This is a genomic window from Streptomyces sp. HUAS TT11, from assembly GCF_051553595.1.
Classification (GTDB): domain Bacteria; phylum Actinomycetota; class Actinomycetes; order Streptomycetales; family Streptomycetaceae; genus Streptomyces.
Genome location: NZ_CP196184.1, coordinates 8,267,098 through 8,284,393, shown reverse-complemented (window position 1 = coordinate 8,284,393; position 17,296 = coordinate 8,267,098). Strand labels below are relative to the sequence as shown.

Genomic DNA, 17,296 nt, shown 5'->3' with positions numbered 1-17,296 from the left:
CCTTCCGCGAGCGGTGCTGCGAGGTCGGGTACGACGCCGTCGGCACCAGTCTCGACCGTCACACCCGTCGCGGCACGACCGCGACCGGGCAGTCCGCGTGGTGCAGCAGCGTCTGGGCCACCCTGCCGAGCCGGAGGCCGATGCGGACCGGCCGTCGCCGTGCGCCGATGACGACGAGGTCGGCGGCCGCCGAGCGCTTCAGCAGCACCGTGCGGGCCGGGCCCTCGACCGTGTCCCGGCGCACCGTGACGTCCGGGTGGTCCCGGATAGCGTCCTGGAGCAGGACGTCCAGGAGGGCGGAGGCCCGCTGCTCGTACCGGCGTGCGAAAGCCTCGGTGAGCCGGGGGTGGTCGGTGCTGTCGTATGCCGGGAACCGCCAGGCCCGAACGACGTCCAGGACGCAGCCGCGTGCCTCGGCCTCACGGAAGGCGAAGGACAGGGCCTCGCCCATCGCGGCCGGATCCGCGGCCCCGAGCAGGATCCGCTCGTGCACGCCGGTCAGCCCGGCCTTGTCGCCGCGGACCACGATCACCGGGCAGCGGGCCCGGGCGGCCACGGCCCGGCTCACGGAGCCGAGGAGCAGGCCCTTGAACTCGCTGCGGCCACGGGATCCGGTCACCAGCGCGACGGCGTGGTAGCCCTCGCGCAGAAGGGCGTGGACCGCGCTCTCGGCCTGCACCTCCGAGGAGACCTTCACCCGGGGGTCGCGCCGGCGGGCACGCTCCGTGGCCGAGCCGATGATGTTCTCCGCCATCATCTGCCCGGCAGGCCGCTCCTGGCCGTCGGGCGACGCCGCGCCGTCCCGGGGTTCCGGCAGGGCCGCGTGCACCAGCCGGAGCGGCAGACCGCGCCGGACCGCTTCGTCCACGGCCCAGTCGACGGCCGTCAGGCTGAAGTCCGATCCGTCGACGCCCACGACCAGGGGCAGCTCCATCCTCTCCACCGCCTTTCGCCGGGCCGCCGAGACGGGCACAGGGCTCCTCCCTCTTCACGGTCCCATCCGGCCCCCATGAACAGCAGGGGCGGTTCGGCCCTGGGCGGGGACGTTCGGCCCCGGCGGCCGTCGGGAGGCGGCGGGCACGGCGTCAGGGCCGCCCGCTGCGCCACGGGGGCCGGTCGGCCCTGGCGGTTCCCTGGCACACGTGGTGTCCTGTAGACGACGGGAAGGACCCGGCGACCGGCGCGGAGAAGCGGCTGACGGCCGCGCACCGCGCAATCTGGATCCGGGAGAACCGGATGGGGTCCTTCCCGCCTCGCCCCGGCGCCGCATCTTCGAGCACCCGGGTACGCCCCTTCGGCAGGGACGCCGTTCCCGGCCGCGGCCCGCACCGCCGGCCCTTCCGGTCGCGGTACCGGCGGCCTCGACCGCACACGGCAGTACAACGCTCGGCCGTGCCCCGTGGACGGGTGCCCCGCGCCACCTTCCGAGCCGCCCGGTGGGCCCGTCCGTCCCGCCCCGCCGGGCTGTTCGGCACGCTGTCCGAAGGAGGGGCCGAAAGACCCCCCATCGGGACCGGGCGGCCCGTGTTGCCGTACGCCGTGGGACGCCCACGCTGGAGACAGGAAGTCCACGGCATTCCGGAAGGGCACGATGGCGAGCCGTCCTGCGAGCGCCGTCCCGGACCGGACCGGGCCCGACGGCCCGGAGCCCGTGGCCGCGCAGGACCGCCGTGCGATGCCCCGACGGCGGTCCGCTGCAGGGCCCCGGCGACCGGCTGCGGCGCCTGGAACGAAAGGACACGGAGCGATGACCTCTGCCACCACCATGACCGCGGCCCTCCCGGCCCACTACCGGGAACGGCTGATGCGGATCGCCCGCGAGGTCTCCTTCGAGGAGGGGACGCGGCTGTTCGAGGAGGGGCGGCACGCCGACCGGTTCTGGATCGTCCGAACCGGCACCGTGGCGCTCGACCTGCATGTGCCCGGCCGCCGATCCGCCGTCATCGAGTCGCTGGCCCGCGGTGAACTGGTCGGGTGGTCCTGGCACTTCACCCCCCATGTGTGGCAGATGGGCGCCGAGGCGATGACTCCGGTGCGCGCCTACGAGTTCGACGCGGCGACCGTCCGGACGTTGTGCGACGAGGACGCCGAGTTCGGCCGCGCCATCGCGGTGTGGGTCGGCCGGGTACTCGCCCACCGGCTGCATGCGGCCCGTACCAGGCTGCTCGATCTGTACGCCCCCTACGGCAGCGGAACCCGCTGAGGACCGATGCCGCCCGACCTCACCCGACGTACGGAGGAGGAGACCGTGACCGGCAGCCCGCACCTCGTGGACGATGTGATGACCCATTCCGTCGTCGCCGTCGGCCGTGCCGCCCCGTTCAAGGACATCGTGCGGCTCATGGAGCAGTGGCAGGTCAGTGCCCTGCCCGTGCTGGAGGGCGAGGGCCGCGTGGTGGGTGTCGTCTCCGAGGCGGACCTGCTGCCCAAGGAGGAGTTCCGGGACAGCGATCCGGACCGGTACACGCAGCGGCGCCGCCTGTCCGACCTGGCCAAGGCCGGAGCGATGACCGCCGAGGAGCTGATGAGCGCGCCGGCCGTCACGGTGCGCCCGGGGAGCACGCTGGCCCAGGCGGCCCGCATCATGGCCCGGTTCGGGGTCAAGCGTCTCCCGGTGGTCGACGGCGAGGGCATGCTCGAGGGCGTCGTCAGTCGCGCGGATCTGCTGAAGGTGTTCCTGCGGCCCGACAACGACATCGCCGACGAGGTCCGCCGCGACGTCGTCGACATCCTCTTCCCGGCTCCGGCCGAGCCCGTCCACGTCATGGTCACCGACGGTGTCGTCACCCTGACCGGGAAGATCACGGATGCCACCCTGATCCCGGTGGCCGTCCGCCTGGCACGCGCCGTCGAGGGAGTCGTCGACGTGGACTGCCATCTGTCCGGGGCCGGGGCGGGATGACCTGCGCCGGGACGGGCGCCCGGTCCGTCCCGGCGCCGAGCACCGGCCCGGTCAGCCGATCGTCCTGCGCCACCTGGGGCCGACGGACTCCCACTCCCGGTCCCATTCCTCCATCCTCCGGCGATCCAGCCGTCCGCGCGCGAACAGTCCGCACACCAGCATCCCGCCTGCGGCACAGGCCCCGACGAGCGTGCCCACGAGCCGGGCCTGCACACGGGCCTGATCGTCACCGACCGGCTTGGCTACCAGCTCGCCTCCACGGCTCGTCCACACGGTGACCGCGGTGCCCGCACGCTGCCCCGGCTCGACCCTCGTCAGACCCGTGCGCGTGACCCCGGCGGAGGTCCAGCTCACCTTGGCCCACACACTGCCGTCGCTGTACTCGGGGACCCCCTGCGGTGCCCTGGCCGCGTCCTCGGTGAGGACGGCCTGCACCGGGTGCGCATGGGCGTTGCGGACGGCCACCGCGTGATCCGCCGCTCCGGCCGCCGTCCGACCCGCCACCACTCCGGCCAGCAGGACGAACACCCAGGTCGCGAGCACGATCCACGCTTCCAGGCGGTCGCTGCGACGGCGGAGCGGATTGCGCCGCCACCGCCATGTCCACGCCCTTGCCTTGTCCTTCGCCTTTGCCCTCGCCCTCACCCTCCAACTGCGACGTGTCCTCGCCATGGGTCGTCACCTTCTTCCGCGGCTGCGGACCGTGACGTCTCCCGCCCGGATGCGGGGGACGCCCCTGCGGTGCGCGTCGGTTCACGTGATGCTTCCGGCTCTCCAGGGCCATCGGGCGGTGTCGCCCTCGGGGAGGTCGGGGTCCAGGTCCGGTACGCGAGGCGGTCCCGCGAGCGCGCAGTCCACGTCCACCACGCCCTCGATGCCCAGGATGAGCCGCGACACGACGGGCACGAGCGTGGTGTCCCGGACGCGGCCGGTGAGCCGTACGACGCCGTCGTGCACCTCGACCCGGACCGGCTCCAGCGGAGCGGGGAAGAGATGGGCGACGACCTCGTCCCGGATCTCCTCGGCGATGTCCTCGTCGTCCCGAAGGAACACCTTGAGCAGATCGGAGCGGCTGACGATGCCCAGCAGCGTGCCCTCGTCGCTCACCACGGGCAGCCGCTTGACCTTGGCCCGGGCCATGGTGCGGGCGGCCTGGCCGAGGGTCTCGTTGGCGCGGACGGTGACGGCCGGCGTGGTCATCAGCTCCTCCGCGGTCACGGCGCCGGCCTTCACCAGGTCGGACAGGCGGTCGAGGCGGTCGTAGCGGTCCGGATCGCCGCCGCGGAACTCCTCCTTGCGCAGCAGATCGGCTTCCGAGACGACGCCCACGACCCGGTTCTCCTCCCCCACGACCGGCAGCGCGCTGACGTTCCACTGCCGTATGGCCTTGACGATGTCCTTGAAGGTGGCCGTTCGGCCGAGCGCGACGACCCGCTGGGTCATCACATCGCTCACGAGGTGGGGAGTGCCGTGCATGGTGTCCTCCGGTCTTGCTGGGCGGGGACAGGGTTACGACACCTTCAGGGTGGATCATCGGCCGCTTCTCTGCATGGGCCGAGTGGCCCTGCACCCTGTCCCGACCGGCTCTCGATCGGCGTATCGTGCCCCGAAACACCTGGTCAGCGGGGTCATACGGGTCGTTCGCACGTCTCTGCCGACAAATCTCGCGGGTCCGCGACCGCACCGCCCCGCCACTGCTGTCGCGACGGGCCCGCGGGCCCGTCGCTTCCGTCACTGTCCGCCGTGGCCCGGGCGCCCCGGGATCCGTACCCGCAGGGCCGCCGCGTCCGCTCAGCGGGACGGGTCGAGCCCGCGCAGAGTGCGGCTGCCCACCAGTGCCCGACCCGTCACCAGCTCGGGCTCGATGCGTACGAAGACCTCCTCCGGCGACGTCACCCAGGAGCGCGGTCCCGTCCGGGTCAGTCGCTCGCGTTCCGCGGGATCGGTGACCACCGCGGCCGGCCCGGTCACGACGACACTCCAGCCCGAGTGCGCGACCGCGTCGACCTCGTCGGCCTCGAAGGCGACCACCGACCCGTCGATCGCGCGGACCAGCTCCGAGGCCGCCGATGTGCGCAGCAGCACCGCGCCGTCGCCGTCGAGGCTGAAGTTGAGCGGAAGGACCGCGGGCAGCGCCTGGCGTGTGTGGACGATACGGCCGACCGGGACCATCGCCAGCAGACGCAGGCACTCCTGGCGGTCCAGTTCACGGAAGCCGTCGTTCGGATACATGAGTCAGTCCGTCTTTCGCCTGGGGCGGCGGCGCGATCGTGAGACTTCGTCCTCGGCGCTGCTCGGAGGCATCAGGTCACGGTGATGCGCCGCCCGGTGATGGTGTCGGGGTCGATACGGATCCACAGGTCACGCTCTCCGCCCACCCATGGGGCGCTGTACGCCTGCTCGTCCAGGCGCCGTACCTCTTCGGGATCGGTCACGGTGTCGGCGTGGCCGCGCACCAGGACGCTCCAGCCCTGGCTGAACGCGGCGTCGATCCGGTCGACCTCGAAGGCCACCCGGGCGCCCGCCACCCGTGACGTGGCGTGTTCGGGGGCGGTTCTGAAGACGATGCCTCCTGCGTCGACCCCGTAGTTCACGGGGAGGATCTCCGGACCCGTGGCCGTGTCGATCGCGAGTCGCCCCACACCGTGGGTGGAGAGCAGGTCACGACATTCCTCCGGGGTCAGCTCGGTGAACTGCGGGTGCCGTCCCGCCTGCCCGAGACCGGGCGGCAGATCGACGTCGCCGCCGGTCAGCTCGAGCACCGTGGTCTCGAGCGCGCCGGCCAGGCTGAGCAGGCTGCTCATCCCCGGCGCGGCGGTCGGCTGCGACTCCAGGTACTGGAGGTAGCTGGGTGCCATGCCCGCCCGGTTGGCGGTCTCCTCCAGGGACAGTCCGAGTTCTTCGCGTCGCAGAGCGATCCGGCGTCCGAGGTTCCCCGCGGGATGGCCCGCCACCGCGCCCGACGGTCCCCGTGCGGCCATGGCCCGTCACATCCTCTCTCGGGCCGCCCGGACGGCGACCACCTCGTGCTGCTGACCGCCCAGTACGACCTTGAGGGCACCGGTGTCGGCGCCCCGGCCGAATACGTCGTACGCCTCCTCCATCCGGTCCAGCGGGAAGGTGTGCGTGACCAGGGACGAGGTGGGCAGCCGGCCGGCGGCCGCCATCTTCAGCAGCGTGGCCGTGGAGTAGGTGTCGACCACCCCCATGGTGATCGTCACGTTCTTGATCCACAGATCCTCGAGGTGCAACGTGACGGGCTTGCCGTGCACACCGACGTTGGCCACGCGTCCGCCGGGCCGCACCATGCGGGTGCACAACTCGAAGCTCTCCGGTGCGCCGACCGCTTCGATGGCCACGTCTGCGCCCAGACCGTCGGTGAGGTCGGCGACCAGTTGCTCGGGCGCCTCCCCGGGGTCCGCCACGGCGTCGGCACCCAGGCTCTTGGCCGCTTCCAGCCGGGTGCCGGCGATGTCCACGGCGATCACACGTTCGGGTGCGAACAGCCGGGCCGTGGCGATCGCGGCGAGCCCGACGGGACCGGCCCCCACGACGGCGACGGTGGCGCCCGGCCGTACATGCCCGTTCAGGACACCCACCTCGTAGGCGGTGGGGAAGATGTCCGCGAGCAGTACGGCGTCCTTGCTGTCCACCGTGCCGGGCAGCGCGTGCACCGACAGGTCGGCGTAGGGGACGCGCACGTATTCGGCCTGCGTACCGTCGATCACATGGCCGAGGATCCAGCCTCCGCCGCCGCGGCACTGGCCGTACGTCCTCTCCCAGCAGTAGCCGCACCGGCCGCAGGCGGTGATGCAGGAGACCAGGACGCGGTCCCCGGGCTGCACGGTGTGCACGTCGCGGCCCGTTTCGACGATCTCGCCGACCGCCTCGTGGCCCAGGACCGTGCCGGGGCGCACCTCGGGCACGTCGCCCCTGAGGATGTGCAGGTCCGTGCCGCAGACGGTGGCGGTGTCGACGCGGACAATGGCATCGGTCGACTCCTTGATGTCGGGGTCCGGCACCTCCTCCCAGGCGGAGCGTCCCGGGCTGTGGAAGACGAAGCCCTTCATGTCGATCCTTCCTTCCTCTCCCCGGGTCGCTGTCCCGGGGACTGTCCGGAAGCCGAAACGGCGCGGGCGACCGGCACGGCGCCGGTGTCGCCCAGCAGATCCAGCTTGTTCCGGCCCCTCGGGGATCCGCTTGGGCCGGTCGGCCCTCATCAGGCGCCGGACGGGACCGTTCCGGGCGGGGCGCTCGCCGGCTCGGGCCGCGGGCGTCGGGGCAGTGGCTTCCGGTGGCTGCGGCGATTCCGCGATGTGCGGGATGCCCGTCCGGGCATGCTGCGAACGGGCGGACGCGGACCGGGAGCGATCACGCCGGCCGCCGCTCGCGGACACGTTCGAGCCTTGTGGGGTCACTGAGCGACATACCGCCGCGAAGCCGCGCAGGTTGCATTGAGATGACCGGTCTCACCGCGGGCCACCGGCCACGGCCTCGACCGACCTGCCCGCCGGACCCGCGTCGTGCGGCCCGCGCAGGGTCCGATCGGCGTGCATGTGTGCCGCACGGACACCGGTCCCACCGTCGAGACCAGCGACCGCCGCCCGCAACCTGCCCCGACCGCGCCACCCGGCCGACGACGAGTACGGCCGCGGACCGCTGCTCGTACGTGCCCTCGCCCCCGACTGGGGCGTGCGTCCCACGGACGAGGGCAGAACGACGTGGTTCGGTCTCGAACTCTTGAGGACCCGGAAGTTCCCGCCCGGGGACCCGGTCCGTCCGGGCCGGGGCGTGCGGTCGTCGGAACGAACTCGAACTCCCCGGCGCGCAACGGGAGTCAGGACGCCCAGGTCCAGTCGGCGACCTCCGGCAGGTCCGTTCCGTGTTCGCGGATCCATGCGTGGTGGCGGGCGCGGGCGTCGGCCATCTGCTGCCGTACGCCTGCGGCCCGCACGGCCAGTCCTGGTACGCGGTCGATGACGTCCATGACCAGTCGGTAGCGGTCCAGGTCGTTGCGGACCACCATGTCGAACGGCGTGGTCGTGGTCCCCGACTCCCGGTACCCGCGCACATGCAGGTTGCCGTGTCCGTGCCGGCGGTAGGCGAGCCGGTGGACCAGCCAGGGATAGCCGTGGTACGCGAAGATGACGGGCTTGTCGGTGGTGAAGAGGCCGTTGTACTCGAAGTCCGGCATGCCGTGCGGGTGTTCCTCCTGCGGCAGCAGCCGGGTCATGTCGACCACGTTGACGACGCGCACGGCCAGCTGGGGCAGGTGGCGGCGAAGCAACTGTGCCGCGGCCAGCACCTCCTGGGTCGGTACGTCGCCCGCGCAGGCGAGGACGACGTCCGGCTCGGAGCCGTTCTCGGTGCCCGCCCACTCCCAGATGCCGGCGCCGCGTGCGCAGTGGACACGGGCCTGGTCCATCGAGAGCCAGTCGAAGCACGGCTGCTTGCCCGCCACGATGACATTGACGTAGTCGCGGCTGCGCAGCACGTGGTCGGCCACCGACAGAAGGGTGTTGGCGTCCGGCGGGAGGTAGACGCGGACGACCTGCGGGCTCTTGTTGAGGACGTGGTCGACGAACCCGGGATCCTGGTGGGAGAAGCCGTTGTGGTCCTGGCGCCACACATGGGACGTCAGCAGGTAGTTGAGGGAGGCGACGGGCGCGCGCCAGTTCAGCTCGCGCGCTGTCTTCAGCCACTTGATGTGCTGGTTCACCATCGAGTCGACGATGTGCACGAACGCCTCGTAGCAGGAGAACAGGCCGTGCCGTCCGGTGAGCAGATACCCCTCCAGCCAGCCCTGGCACAGGTGCTCGGAGAGGATCTCCATCACCCGGCCGTGCCGGTCCAGGTGCTCGTCCACCGGGAGCACCTCGGCCTGCCACGCCTTGCCGGTGGCACCGAAGACGGCCTCCAGCCGGTTGGAGGCCGTCTCGTCGGGCCCGACCAGGCGGAAGTCGCGGCGCGCCGTGGTGTCCTTCATGATCTGTTCGAGCAGGCCGCCCAGGACGCGGGTGGGTTCGTGCAGGGTCGCGCCGGGCTTGTCGACGGGCACCGCGAAGTCGTCCAGGGAGGCGATCGGGAGTTCGCGCACGAGCAGCCCGCCGTTGGCGTACGGGGTGGCGCCCAGCCGCCGCGCTCCGTCGGGCACGCAGGCGAGCACCTCGGCACACGGCCGACCGTCGGTGTCGAAGAGTTCCTCGGGCCGGTACGACCGCAGCCAGGCCTCCAACTGCCGCAGATGCTCGGGGTTCTCGCGGACGCCCGCCAGCGGGACCTGGTGCGCCCGCCAGGTGCCTTCGACCGGCACGCCGTCCACCTCGGCCGGCCCGGTCCATCCCTTCGGGGTGCGCAGCACGATCATCGGCCAGCGGGGGCGCTGTGTGACGTCCTCCTCGCGCGCCGTGCGCTGCAGCAGGGCGATGCGGTCGAGCGCCTCGTCGAAGGCCTGCGCCAGAGCACGATGGACCTGGACGGGGTCGTCACCGGCGACGGTGATCGGCTCGTGCCCGTATCCCCGCAGCAGCTCGTCGAGTTCGGGCTCCGGGAGCCGGGAGAGCACGGTCGGGTTCGCGATCTTGTAGCCGTTGAGATGAAGGATCGGCAGGACCGCGCCGTCGTGCACCGGGTCGAGGAACTTGTTGGAGTGCCAGGACGCCGCCAGCGGCCCGGTCTCCGCCTCGCCGTCGCCGATCACGCAGGCGACCAGCAGGTTCGGATGGTCGAAGGCGGCGCCGTAGGCATGCGCGAGGGAGTAGCCGAGTTCCCCGCCCTCGTGGATCGAACCGGGTACCTCCGGTGCGACGTGACTGGGTACTCCGCCCGGGAACGAGAACTGCCGGAACAGCCTCTCCATGCCCTGGGCGTCCCGTGTCACGTCCGGGTAGGTCTCGCTGTAGCTGCCCTCCAGCCAGGAGTTGGCGAGTACCGAGGGCCCGCCGTGTCCTGGCCCCCATACGCACAACGCGTCGAGGCCGCGCGCCTTGATGACCCGGTTGAGGTGGGTGTGGACGAGGTTGAGCCCGGGCGAGGTGCCCCAGTGGCCGAGCAGCCGCGGTTTGATGTGCCCGGGCTCGAGGGGCTCGGTCAGCAACGGGTTGGACATGAGGTAGATCTGTCCCGCGGCGAGGTAGTTGGCGGCCCGCCAGTGGGCGTCCAGCGCGCGCAGTTCCTCGTCGGTCGGTGCGGTGCCGTGGTGCTGTGCGGCCTCGGGCATGGGGGACTCCACGGGTCGTCGACGGTGGTCGTCGGGGCGGTGGTGCGGATGGTTGCGGACACCGCCGGTCACGCTCCTGGGGGAACGACGGCGACCGGGCAGGCGGTGTGGTGCAGATGGGTGGCGGGACGGGTACGGGTGCCCGGGAGCGTGCGGCGGACACCCCGGCCGACCGTCGGGTCCGGCCGGGAGCCGCCGGGCCCCGCGTACGGATCGTGGTCCGCCGAACGGCGGTGCGCATGGACGAGGGGCCGGTGCCGGGAGCGCACGACGCGCAGGCTTGTGGCGCCCACCCGGGCCGCCTCTGCGGCGGACATGCTCGGCGACCGGTCCGCGGCCGTGGAGCCCGGGCCCGGTCGCCGGGAGCGGGCCGCCGCGGCATCGGCAGGGCCCGGGGGGTCCGGCTCGTGCTCGTCGGGCGCCTGCCTCGCGGCGTGTACCGGTGCCACCGGACCGTCGGCGTACGCGAGGGCGGCGTGTGCGAGCCGGCCGGCCGGGAAGCCCTCGACGCCGCTCGTCGCCCGGGTGTCAAGGACCAGTGGTTCGGCCGCCTCGGCCCGATGCATGGGTACCGCGTCCGGGCGGCGGTTCCGGTGCCCGGCGCGAGCTGCACCTCCGCGGTGGCCCCGGTGCCCCGGGGGCGTGGGAGGTGCCTCCACGGCGGCGGCCCGGATCTCGGCCGTTCCGTCGAGGCCGACGACGGGGCGGGGCATGGCGTCCACCTCCTGGTCGTGGTTCCCGGTCCCGGTGTCCGACTCCAGCGTCATGGCACCGGGGGAAGGCGGGGCAGGGGCCGCAGGTCCCGAACCGGGGCCGATCGGCCCATGAAGCGCCACCCCGAGCAAGGAGGGACGTACGACGGTGGTGCTGCCGGCAGCGCCGGCGGACCCGGACGATCGGTGTGTGGCCGGGTCGTACGGGCCGGGGGCCGGCGACCGCACGGTCCGTGCGGATCGGGCGCAGTTCAGGCGTGCGGGACGACGGCGACCGGACAGCGGGCGTGGTGGAGCAGGGCGTGGGTCACGGAACCGAGCTGCGTGCAGAGCCGGGTGTCCCGCGTGCGGCGCCCCACGACCACGAGGGAGGCATGGGCGGACTCCCGCACCAGCTCCGCTGCGGGCCGGCCCGCGGTGACGGTCTCGGACAACGTGACGCCCGGGCACTTCTCCACCCAGGGGTGCAGCATCGCGGCCATCAGGTCCTCCTCGTCGGAGAGCAGCTCCGTGTCGTGCCCCGCGCCGGAGCGTCCTTCGGCGGCGTTGTCCAGCGCCGCACCGAGGGCGTGGACCACACGCAGCGACGCCCCACGGCGCCGGGCGGCGTCGAAGGCGAACGCGATCAGTTCGTCGCAGGGGTGCCGGGTGTCCATCCCGAGGACGACGTCGCGGTACGGGGTCTCGGGTATCTCCTCGGGAGAGACACCGTCCAGGGCCGGCAGATGCTCGTCGGTGCACGCCTCGAGGGCTCTGACGAGCACGACCGGGCCCGGGGACCTGGCGACGACGCGCTGGGACACCGACCCCATCACGAAGCCCGCGGCTCGGCCGAGGCCACGGGAGCCCAGGACGAGCAACTCCGCGCCCTCGGCCTCCCCGAGCAGTACCGTGACCGGGGAGTCGGGCACCAGCAGGGACGCCACCGGCAGTCCCGGATGCGCGGCACGGACACTGCGGACGGCCCGCTCCAGGGTCTGCTCCGCCCGGTCCCGCGGACCGGATTCCACGGCCGCTGACGGCGCAGCAGACGCCGGCCGCTCACCGGCGTGCACGAGGCGGAGCGCGGCACCTCGACGTAGCGCTTCCCGGGCCGCCCAGTGGGCCGCCGCGAGGCTCTCGTCGGTCTCGTCGACTCCCGCGGTGACGTGCCGAACCATGGTCCGCACCTCCTGCGTCCAAGATGTTCCGCTCTTGCCCTCGAGCCTCCTGCGGGTCCGGCCCGTGCCCGGGGCGCGATGTCCCGCGTCTGATCCGGGACACCGGGACCGTGCCCGTCATCCGCGGCGGCGAGGTCCCTCTGCAGTACCGAAAAGCCGGGCCTGGGGCCGGGCGGCCCATGGCCCGCACCCGGATCCGGAGAGACGCTGGAGTCGTCCGGTCCCCGCAGCTGGAGGCCGTCGTGAACGACCCTCCGACAACCAGCATGCTCCGCGGGCCGCCCACCGGGCACCGCGAGCGCCTGATCCGCACGACCCGCGGGGTGCGCTTCCCGCCGGGAACACGACCCCGGGAGCACCCCCGGCTCTCCGGGGCAGCCTGCGGCGACCGCCGTCCCCGACCGGAGGAGACGCCATGTACGGCACCCCCCACATCGTCAGCGATGTGATGACCCAGACGGTCGCCGCGATAGGCCGCCGCGCCCCCTTCAAGGAGATCGTGCAGATGATGCACGACTGGAGGGTCAGCGCCCTGCCCGTCCTGGAGGGCAAGAGCCGCGTCGTCGGCGTGGTGTCGGAGGCCGACCTCCTGCCGAAGGAGGAGTTCCGCGACGACGGCTCCTCGGCGCACCGCCCGCCCGGAGGTTCCCCGTTCACCCGGTTGCACGGGCCCGCGGACCCGCCCAAGGCGGACGCGGTGACGGCCGAGCAGCTCATGACCGCGCCGGCGCTGACCACCCGTGCCGACGCGACGCTCGCGCAGGCCGCGCGGACCATGGCGCGCCACAAGGTGAAACGGCTTCCCGTCGTCGACGAGCTGGGCGACCTCCAGGGCATCGTCAGCCGCGCGGACCTGCTGAAGGTCTTCCTGCGGGACGACGAGGAGATCGCCGAGGAGATCCGGCGCGAGGTGGTGGCGTATCTCTTCCGGCCCCCGGCCTCGTCCGTGCGGGTCGAGGTCGAGGACGGGGTGGTGAAGCTCGGCGGTCGGATCCGGGACACCTCTTTGGTGCCGGTGGCGGCGCGTCTGGCCCGGGCCGTCGAGGGCGTCGTGGACGTCCAGTTCCACCTCGCGGAATCTCGGACCGCTCCGACGTAGGCGGCGCGGCACGGCATCCGGCGCGCCGGCGTCAGCCTGATGCGGTCGCCGCGCGAACGTCGGCCGTCGCGCGCGCCCCGCGGGGCACCGGCCGTGCGACGCGACCGGCATGAGTCGGCGGTCCGGTTCGAGGGGCCGGTGAGGGAGCATGGTGGTACCTGGGGCCGGTCGGCCCTAGTGCTCACCGTGTCCGCCCGACGACGATCGTCGGCACGGGCAGTCCGCGGTCCGCCCTCCACCGGGAAACGTGAGGTACCCATGGCCGAGGCACGCACCTTCAGCGAGCAGCACCCGATCCGGGTCTTCCTGCTGGACGACCACGAGGTCGTACGACGCGGCCTCGCCGATCTGCTGGACACGGAACCCGACATCTGCGTCGTCGGTGACGCCGACACGGTCGAGCACGCGCTCGCCCGCGGCCCGGCGGTGCGGCCGCACGTGGCCGTCCTGGACGTGCGCCTACCGGACGGCGACGGCATCAGCGTGTGCCGCGAGCTGCGCAGCCGGATGCCGGAGCTGGCCTGCCTCATGCTGACCTCGTTCGACGACGAGGACGCACTGCTCGACGCGATCATGGCGGGGGCCTCGGGTTACGTGCTCAAGCAGATCAAGGGGGCCGACCTGGTCTCGGCGGTCCGCACCGTCGCCTCCGGCCAGTCCATGCTCGACCCGGCGACCACCGCCCGGCTGATGCACTCGCTCCGCGCCGACCCGGCCGAGCAGCCTGCCGTGGCGCCCGAGCTGGCGGGCCTGTCGCCCCGCGAGCGGGACATCCTCGCGCTCATCGGGGACGGTCTGACGAACCGGGAGATCGGCAAAAAGCTGTATCTGTCGGAGAAGACCGTCAAGAACCACATCTCGCGGCTGCTCGCCAAACTCGGCGTACAGCGCCGGGTCCAGGCCGCAGTCCTCGCCTCGCAGCTGGAGGGGCCCGTACCCGGGGACCGCTCCCCCCACTGACCCGGGCCGGCCGGGGCCACGGGGTCCTCACCGCTGGCTGCGGCACGTGGGGCACCGCGCGACCGTGCCCCGGGCTCAGCGCACCGGAACCCGCCACACCAGGCGCGTTCCGCCACCGTCGGCACGTTCGCCCACGGTGAGAGTGCCGCCCAGCGCGTTGGCCCGTTCCTCCAGGTTCCGCAGCCCGCTGCGTGCCACGCCCTGCGGTACCCCACAGCCGTCGTCGGCCACCGTCAGGGTCAACTCGCCGCCGGCGAACCGCAGGTGGACGTCCACGCAATGCGCACCGGAGTGCCGTGCCGCGTTGCTCAGGGCCTCGCCGAGGACGGCGAGCGCATGGTCGGCCACGTCGCCGGGGACATCGGTGTCCACCAGTCCCTCGATGCGCAGCGCGGGAGTGAAACCGAGCGTGCCGGCCGACGCCTGCACCGCCTCCGACACACGTCTGCGCAGACCGGCCTTCTCCGGGCCGCCGCCGTGCGCGCGCAGCCCGAAGATCGTCGAACGGATGATCTTGATGGTCTCGTCCAGGTCGTCGACGGTCCGCGACAGCCGCTCGGCGGCTTCCGGGTGGTCCACGAAACGCTGGGTGCTCTGCAGGGTCATCCCGGCCGCGAACAGCCGCTGGATCGCCAGGTCGTGCAGATCGCGGGCGATCCGGTCGCGGTCCTGCAGCAGCGCGATCTGCTCGGCGTCCCGGCGCCGCTCGGCCAGTTCCAGCGCCAGTGCGGCCTGCCCCGCGAAGCCGAGGAGGGGGCCCGCGTCGGTGTCGGTGAACGGCGTTCGCCCCGCGGTGCGCCCCAGCACCAGCACCCCGATGGACTTGCCGCTCGCCACGAGCGGGACGCCGACCACGGACCCGAGCCCGGCCCACAGGACGGAACCCTGGTCGATCCGGGGGTCCTGCTGGATATCGGGGCTGATCACCGGCTCCGCCGTACTGAACGCGGCTTCCACGAAACCGTCCTGCCCCGACATCACGAGGCCCCTGCGCCGCTCCGCCTCGGCGCCGACGGCGAACAGCGGCCGCAGCACCTCCTCCCCGGCGACCCGCTCGGCGATCATCCCCACATCGGCGGAGACGATGCCCCGCGCCTGCTCCACGATCAGTTCCAGCACGTCCGCACTGGGGGCGCCGGACAGCAGCGCGCTGGTGACCTGGGAGCTCGCCCGCAGCAGGCGCTCACGCAGCCGCGTCTCCTCGTAGAGCCGGGCGTTCTCGATGGCGACACCGGCCGCCACCGCCAGGGTGGAGAGCACGGCCTCGTCCTCGGCGTCGAACTCGGCGGCGGCCCGCTTCTCCGTGAGGTAGAGGTTTCCGAAGACCTTGTCGCGCACCCGGATGGGCACACCGAGGAAGGAGTGCATCGGCGGATGATGGTCGGGGAAGCCGTAGGACGCCGGGTGGTCCGAGAGCTCCGCCAGGCGCAGCGGCTCCGGGTGCCGGATCAGCTCACCGAGGATGCCGTGCCCGCTGGGCAGCGCCCCGATCTTCTCCCGTTCCTCGTCGCCGACGCCGATGGTGAGGAATTCGGACAGCATGCGGTCCTCACCGATGACGCCCAGGGCGCCGTACTCGGCGTCGACGAGCACGACCGCCGCCTCGACGATGCTCCTCAGCGCCTGCGGCAGATCGAGTTCCCGCCCGACCGACAGCACGGCCTCCAGGAGGCGGTGCACCCGGTCCTGCGTGCCGCGCGCCGCATCGATGCGGGCCTGCAGCTCGTCCAGCAGCTCGTCCAGCCGCAGCTTGGGCAGATACTGCTCGGCCGGGCCACGTCCTTCCGCGCTCATCGCTCTCCTCCGACCGAATCACTCAGACAAGGTGCGGATCACCGGCAACTTCCAGGCCCTTACGATACTGGCTGACGGGCCGGAGCGAGGGCCATCGCTCACCTTGAGTGACCGGCCGCCGGGCCGCCCCGCCTGCGGGAGCTCTCCCCCGCCGGACCTCCCCCGACGTGCGCATGCGCGTTGCGCGCGGCCCCGTGTCCGCTTTGCCCCTACTGTGCTGTGGAGATGACCGACAGTCAGGACGCGGGAGACGCGGTGGCGGATGCGGGCGACCCGGGGCGGGGACGCAGGAAGGGCGCCGTGGTGCTCGGCAGCCGGCCGCCCCGCTCCGCTCGTCCCGCCCGCCGCACCTCGGCCGCCCCGCGAGTCGTCCCGGCCGAACACACGGTCCCCTGGCTGCGTGTCGCGGCCGCCTACGCATGGCGCCTCGTCCTGGTCGGGGTCGCCGTCTACGGCGTCTTCATCGTGCTGGGGCGCTTCCACCTCGTCGCCGTGTCCCTGTTCCTCGCCCTGGTCGTCACCTCGGTCCTGCATCCCGTCGCCGACCGGCTGAACCGCCGGCTTCCGCGGCCCCTGTGCGTGGCGATCTCCCTGGTCGGCAGCCTGATCCTGGTCCTGGCGCTGCTCGCCCTGGTGGGCGAGGCGGTGGCGGGCGAATGGTCGGGGCTGACCGGGGAGTTCCGCGGCGGCATCCGTCAGATCGAACGCTGGCTCGAACGGCCGCCGTTCCGGGTCAACCGCGACACCCTCTCCGGCCTCCAGGACCAGATCTCCTCCTACCTCGCCACCCACCGCGCCGACCTGCTCAGCAGAGCCGTCAGCGGCCTGGGCAGGGTCGTCGAACTGATCACCGGGGCCGCCCTCGCGCTGTTCTCCTCCGTGTTCTTCATCCACTCGGGCGAACGCCTGTGGTCCTGGGCACGCGACACGTTCCTGCCCGTCGGCGCGCGCCCGACGTGGGACCGGGCGGGACACGCGGCCTGGCGGACGTTCGCCGGGTACACCCGGGGCATCATCATCGTGGCCGCCACCAACGCCGTACTCGTGGGGATCGCCCTGTTCGCGCTCCGGGTGCCGCTCGCGCTGCCCCTCACCCTGCTGGAGTTCTTCGCCGCGTTCGTGCCGCTGGTCGGTTCGCCCATCGCTCTCGGTGTGGCCACCGTCGTAGCGCTCGCCGGACGCGGTCCTCTCACGGCCGCGGCCGTTCTGCTGCTGATCGTGGTCATCGGCCAGATCGAGGGGCATCTGCTGCATCCCCTGGTGATGAGCTGGGCCGTCCGCCTGCACCCGCTCGTCGTCGCGGTGTCCGTCATCGCGGGCGGCATCGTGGCGGGCGTGATCGGCGCCGTCGTGGCCGTCCCGTTCGTCTCGGTCGCCTGGGCGGTGATACAGGCGCTGCGCTCCGCGCCCTCGTAGCGTCCGGCGGCCCGGAGCGCGCGGCCCACGGCG

15 protein-coding genes are annotated in these 17,296 nt (G+C 72.8%); 5 read left to right on the top strand and 10 right to left on the bottom strand.

Annotated features, from left to right (window positions below; genetic code table 11):
- Nucleotides 1–58 precede the first annotated feature (58 nt).
- Entirely contained in the window at nt 59–934 is an 876-nt protein-coding gene (locus ACSHXN_RS37250; RefSeq protein WP_355139606.1) for a universal stress protein, read from the bottom strand.
- Nucleotides 935–1,747: 813 nt separating this feature from the next.
- On the opposite strand from ACSHXN_RS37250, the gene ACSHXN_RS37245 reads away from it, so the two are divergent.
- Together ACSHXN_RS37245 and ACSHXN_RS37240 are read left to right on the top strand one after the other, a co-directional pair.
- Entirely contained in the window at nt 1,748–2,203 is a 456-nt protein-coding gene (locus tag ACSHXN_RS37245; RefSeq protein WP_355139608.1) for a Crp/Fnr family transcriptional regulator, read from the top strand.
- Between the two features lie 45 nt (nt 2,204–2,248).
- The gene (locus ACSHXN_RS37240) at nt 2,249–2,902 is read left to right on the top strand and encodes a CBS domain-containing protein (protein ID WP_355139610.1); all 654 of its coding nucleotides are present in this window, start codon (nt 2,249–2,251) and stop codon (nt 2,900–2,902) included.
- Nucleotides 2,903–2,953: 51 nt separating this feature from the next.
- Here ACSHXN_RS37240 and ACSHXN_RS37235 read toward each other — a convergent pair whose 3' ends face one another.
- The 8 genes from ACSHXN_RS37235 to ACSHXN_RS37200 form a co-directional block, all read right to left on the bottom strand.
- Nucleotides 2,954–3,574 carry an Rv1733c family protein gene (locus ACSHXN_RS37235; protein ID WP_355139612.1) on the bottom strand — a complete coding sequence of 207 codons (621 nt, stop codon included), beginning with the start codon at nt 3,572–3,574 and terminating at the stop codon, nt 2,954–2,956.
- Nucleotides 3,575–3,655: 81 nt separating this feature from the next.
- On the bottom strand, nt 3,656–4,378 hold the full coding sequence (locus ACSHXN_RS37230; protein ID WP_355801488.1) for a CBS domain-containing protein: 723 nt from the start codon (nt 4,376–4,378) through the stop codon (nt 3,656–3,658).
- A gap of 315 nt (nt 4,379–4,693) precedes the next feature.
- Nucleotides 4,694–5,134, bottom strand: coding sequence for a pyridoxamine 5'-phosphate oxidase family protein (locus ACSHXN_RS37225; RefSeq protein ID WP_356114445.1), 441 nt, complete (start codon nt 5,132–5,134; stop codon nt 4,694–4,696).
- Nucleotides 5,135–5,205: 71 nt separating this feature from the next.
- Nucleotides 5,206–5,883: a helix-turn-helix domain-containing protein gene (locus ACSHXN_RS37220; protein ID WP_356114446.1), complete on the bottom strand. Its 678-nt coding sequence runs from the start codon at nt 5,881–5,883 to the stop codon at nt 5,206–5,208.
- Between the two features lie 6 nt (nt 5,884–5,889).
- Complete coding sequence (locus ACSHXN_RS37215; RefSeq protein ID WP_355139620.1) at nt 5,890–6,972, bottom strand: zinc-dependent alcohol dehydrogenase family protein; 1,083 nt, start codon at nt 6,970–6,972, stop codon at nt 5,890–5,892.
- 767 nt (nt 6,973–7,739) lie between these two features.
- Nucleotides 7,740–10,121, bottom strand: coding sequence for a phosphoketolase family protein (locus ACSHXN_RS37210; protein WP_355139622.1), 2,382 nt, complete (start codon nt 10,119–10,121; stop codon nt 7,740–7,742).
- A 68-nt stretch (nt 10,122–10,189) separates the two neighbouring features.
- Nucleotides 10,190–10,888 carry a hypothetical protein gene (locus ACSHXN_RS37205; protein ID WP_356114447.1) on the bottom strand — a complete coding sequence of 233 codons (699 nt, stop codon included), beginning with the start codon at nt 10,886–10,888 and terminating at the stop codon, nt 10,190–10,192.
- Between the two features lie 197 nt (nt 10,889–11,085).
- A complete protein-coding gene (locus ACSHXN_RS37200; protein WP_438305369.1) occupies nt 11,086–11,994 on the bottom strand; it encodes a universal stress protein in 909 nt (302 codons plus the stop codon).
- 415 nt (nt 11,995–12,409) lie between these two features.
- Between ACSHXN_RS37200 and ACSHXN_RS37195 the strand changes: the two genes are divergently transcribed.
- Nucleotides 12,410–13,093 (top strand): CBS domain-containing protein, encoded by a 684-nt coding sequence (locus ACSHXN_RS37195; RefSeq protein WP_355139627.1) that lies wholly within the window; start codon nt 12,410–12,412, stop codon nt 13,091–13,093.
- 258 nt (nt 13,094–13,351) lie between these two features.
- A complete protein-coding gene (locus tag ACSHXN_RS37190) occupies nt 13,352–14,053 on the top strand; it encodes a response regulator transcription factor (RefSeq protein ID WP_355139629.1) in 702 nt (233 codons plus the stop codon).
- 75 nt (nt 14,054–14,128) lie between these two features.
- On the opposite strand, the gene ACSHXN_RS37185 is transcribed toward ACSHXN_RS37190, so the two are convergent.
- A complete protein-coding gene (locus ACSHXN_RS37185; RefSeq protein WP_355139631.1) occupies nt 14,129–15,847 on the bottom strand; it encodes a GAF domain-containing sensor histidine kinase in 1,719 nt (572 codons plus the stop codon).
- A 225-nt stretch (nt 15,848–16,072) separates the two neighbouring features.
- Here ACSHXN_RS37185 and ACSHXN_RS37180 point away from each other — a divergent pair, with 225 nt between their 5' ends.
- A complete protein-coding gene (locus ACSHXN_RS37180) occupies nt 16,073–17,263 on the top strand; it encodes an AI-2E family transporter (RefSeq protein WP_438305366.1) in 1,191 nt (396 codons plus the stop codon).
- Nucleotides 17,264–17,296: the final 33 nt, after the last annotated feature.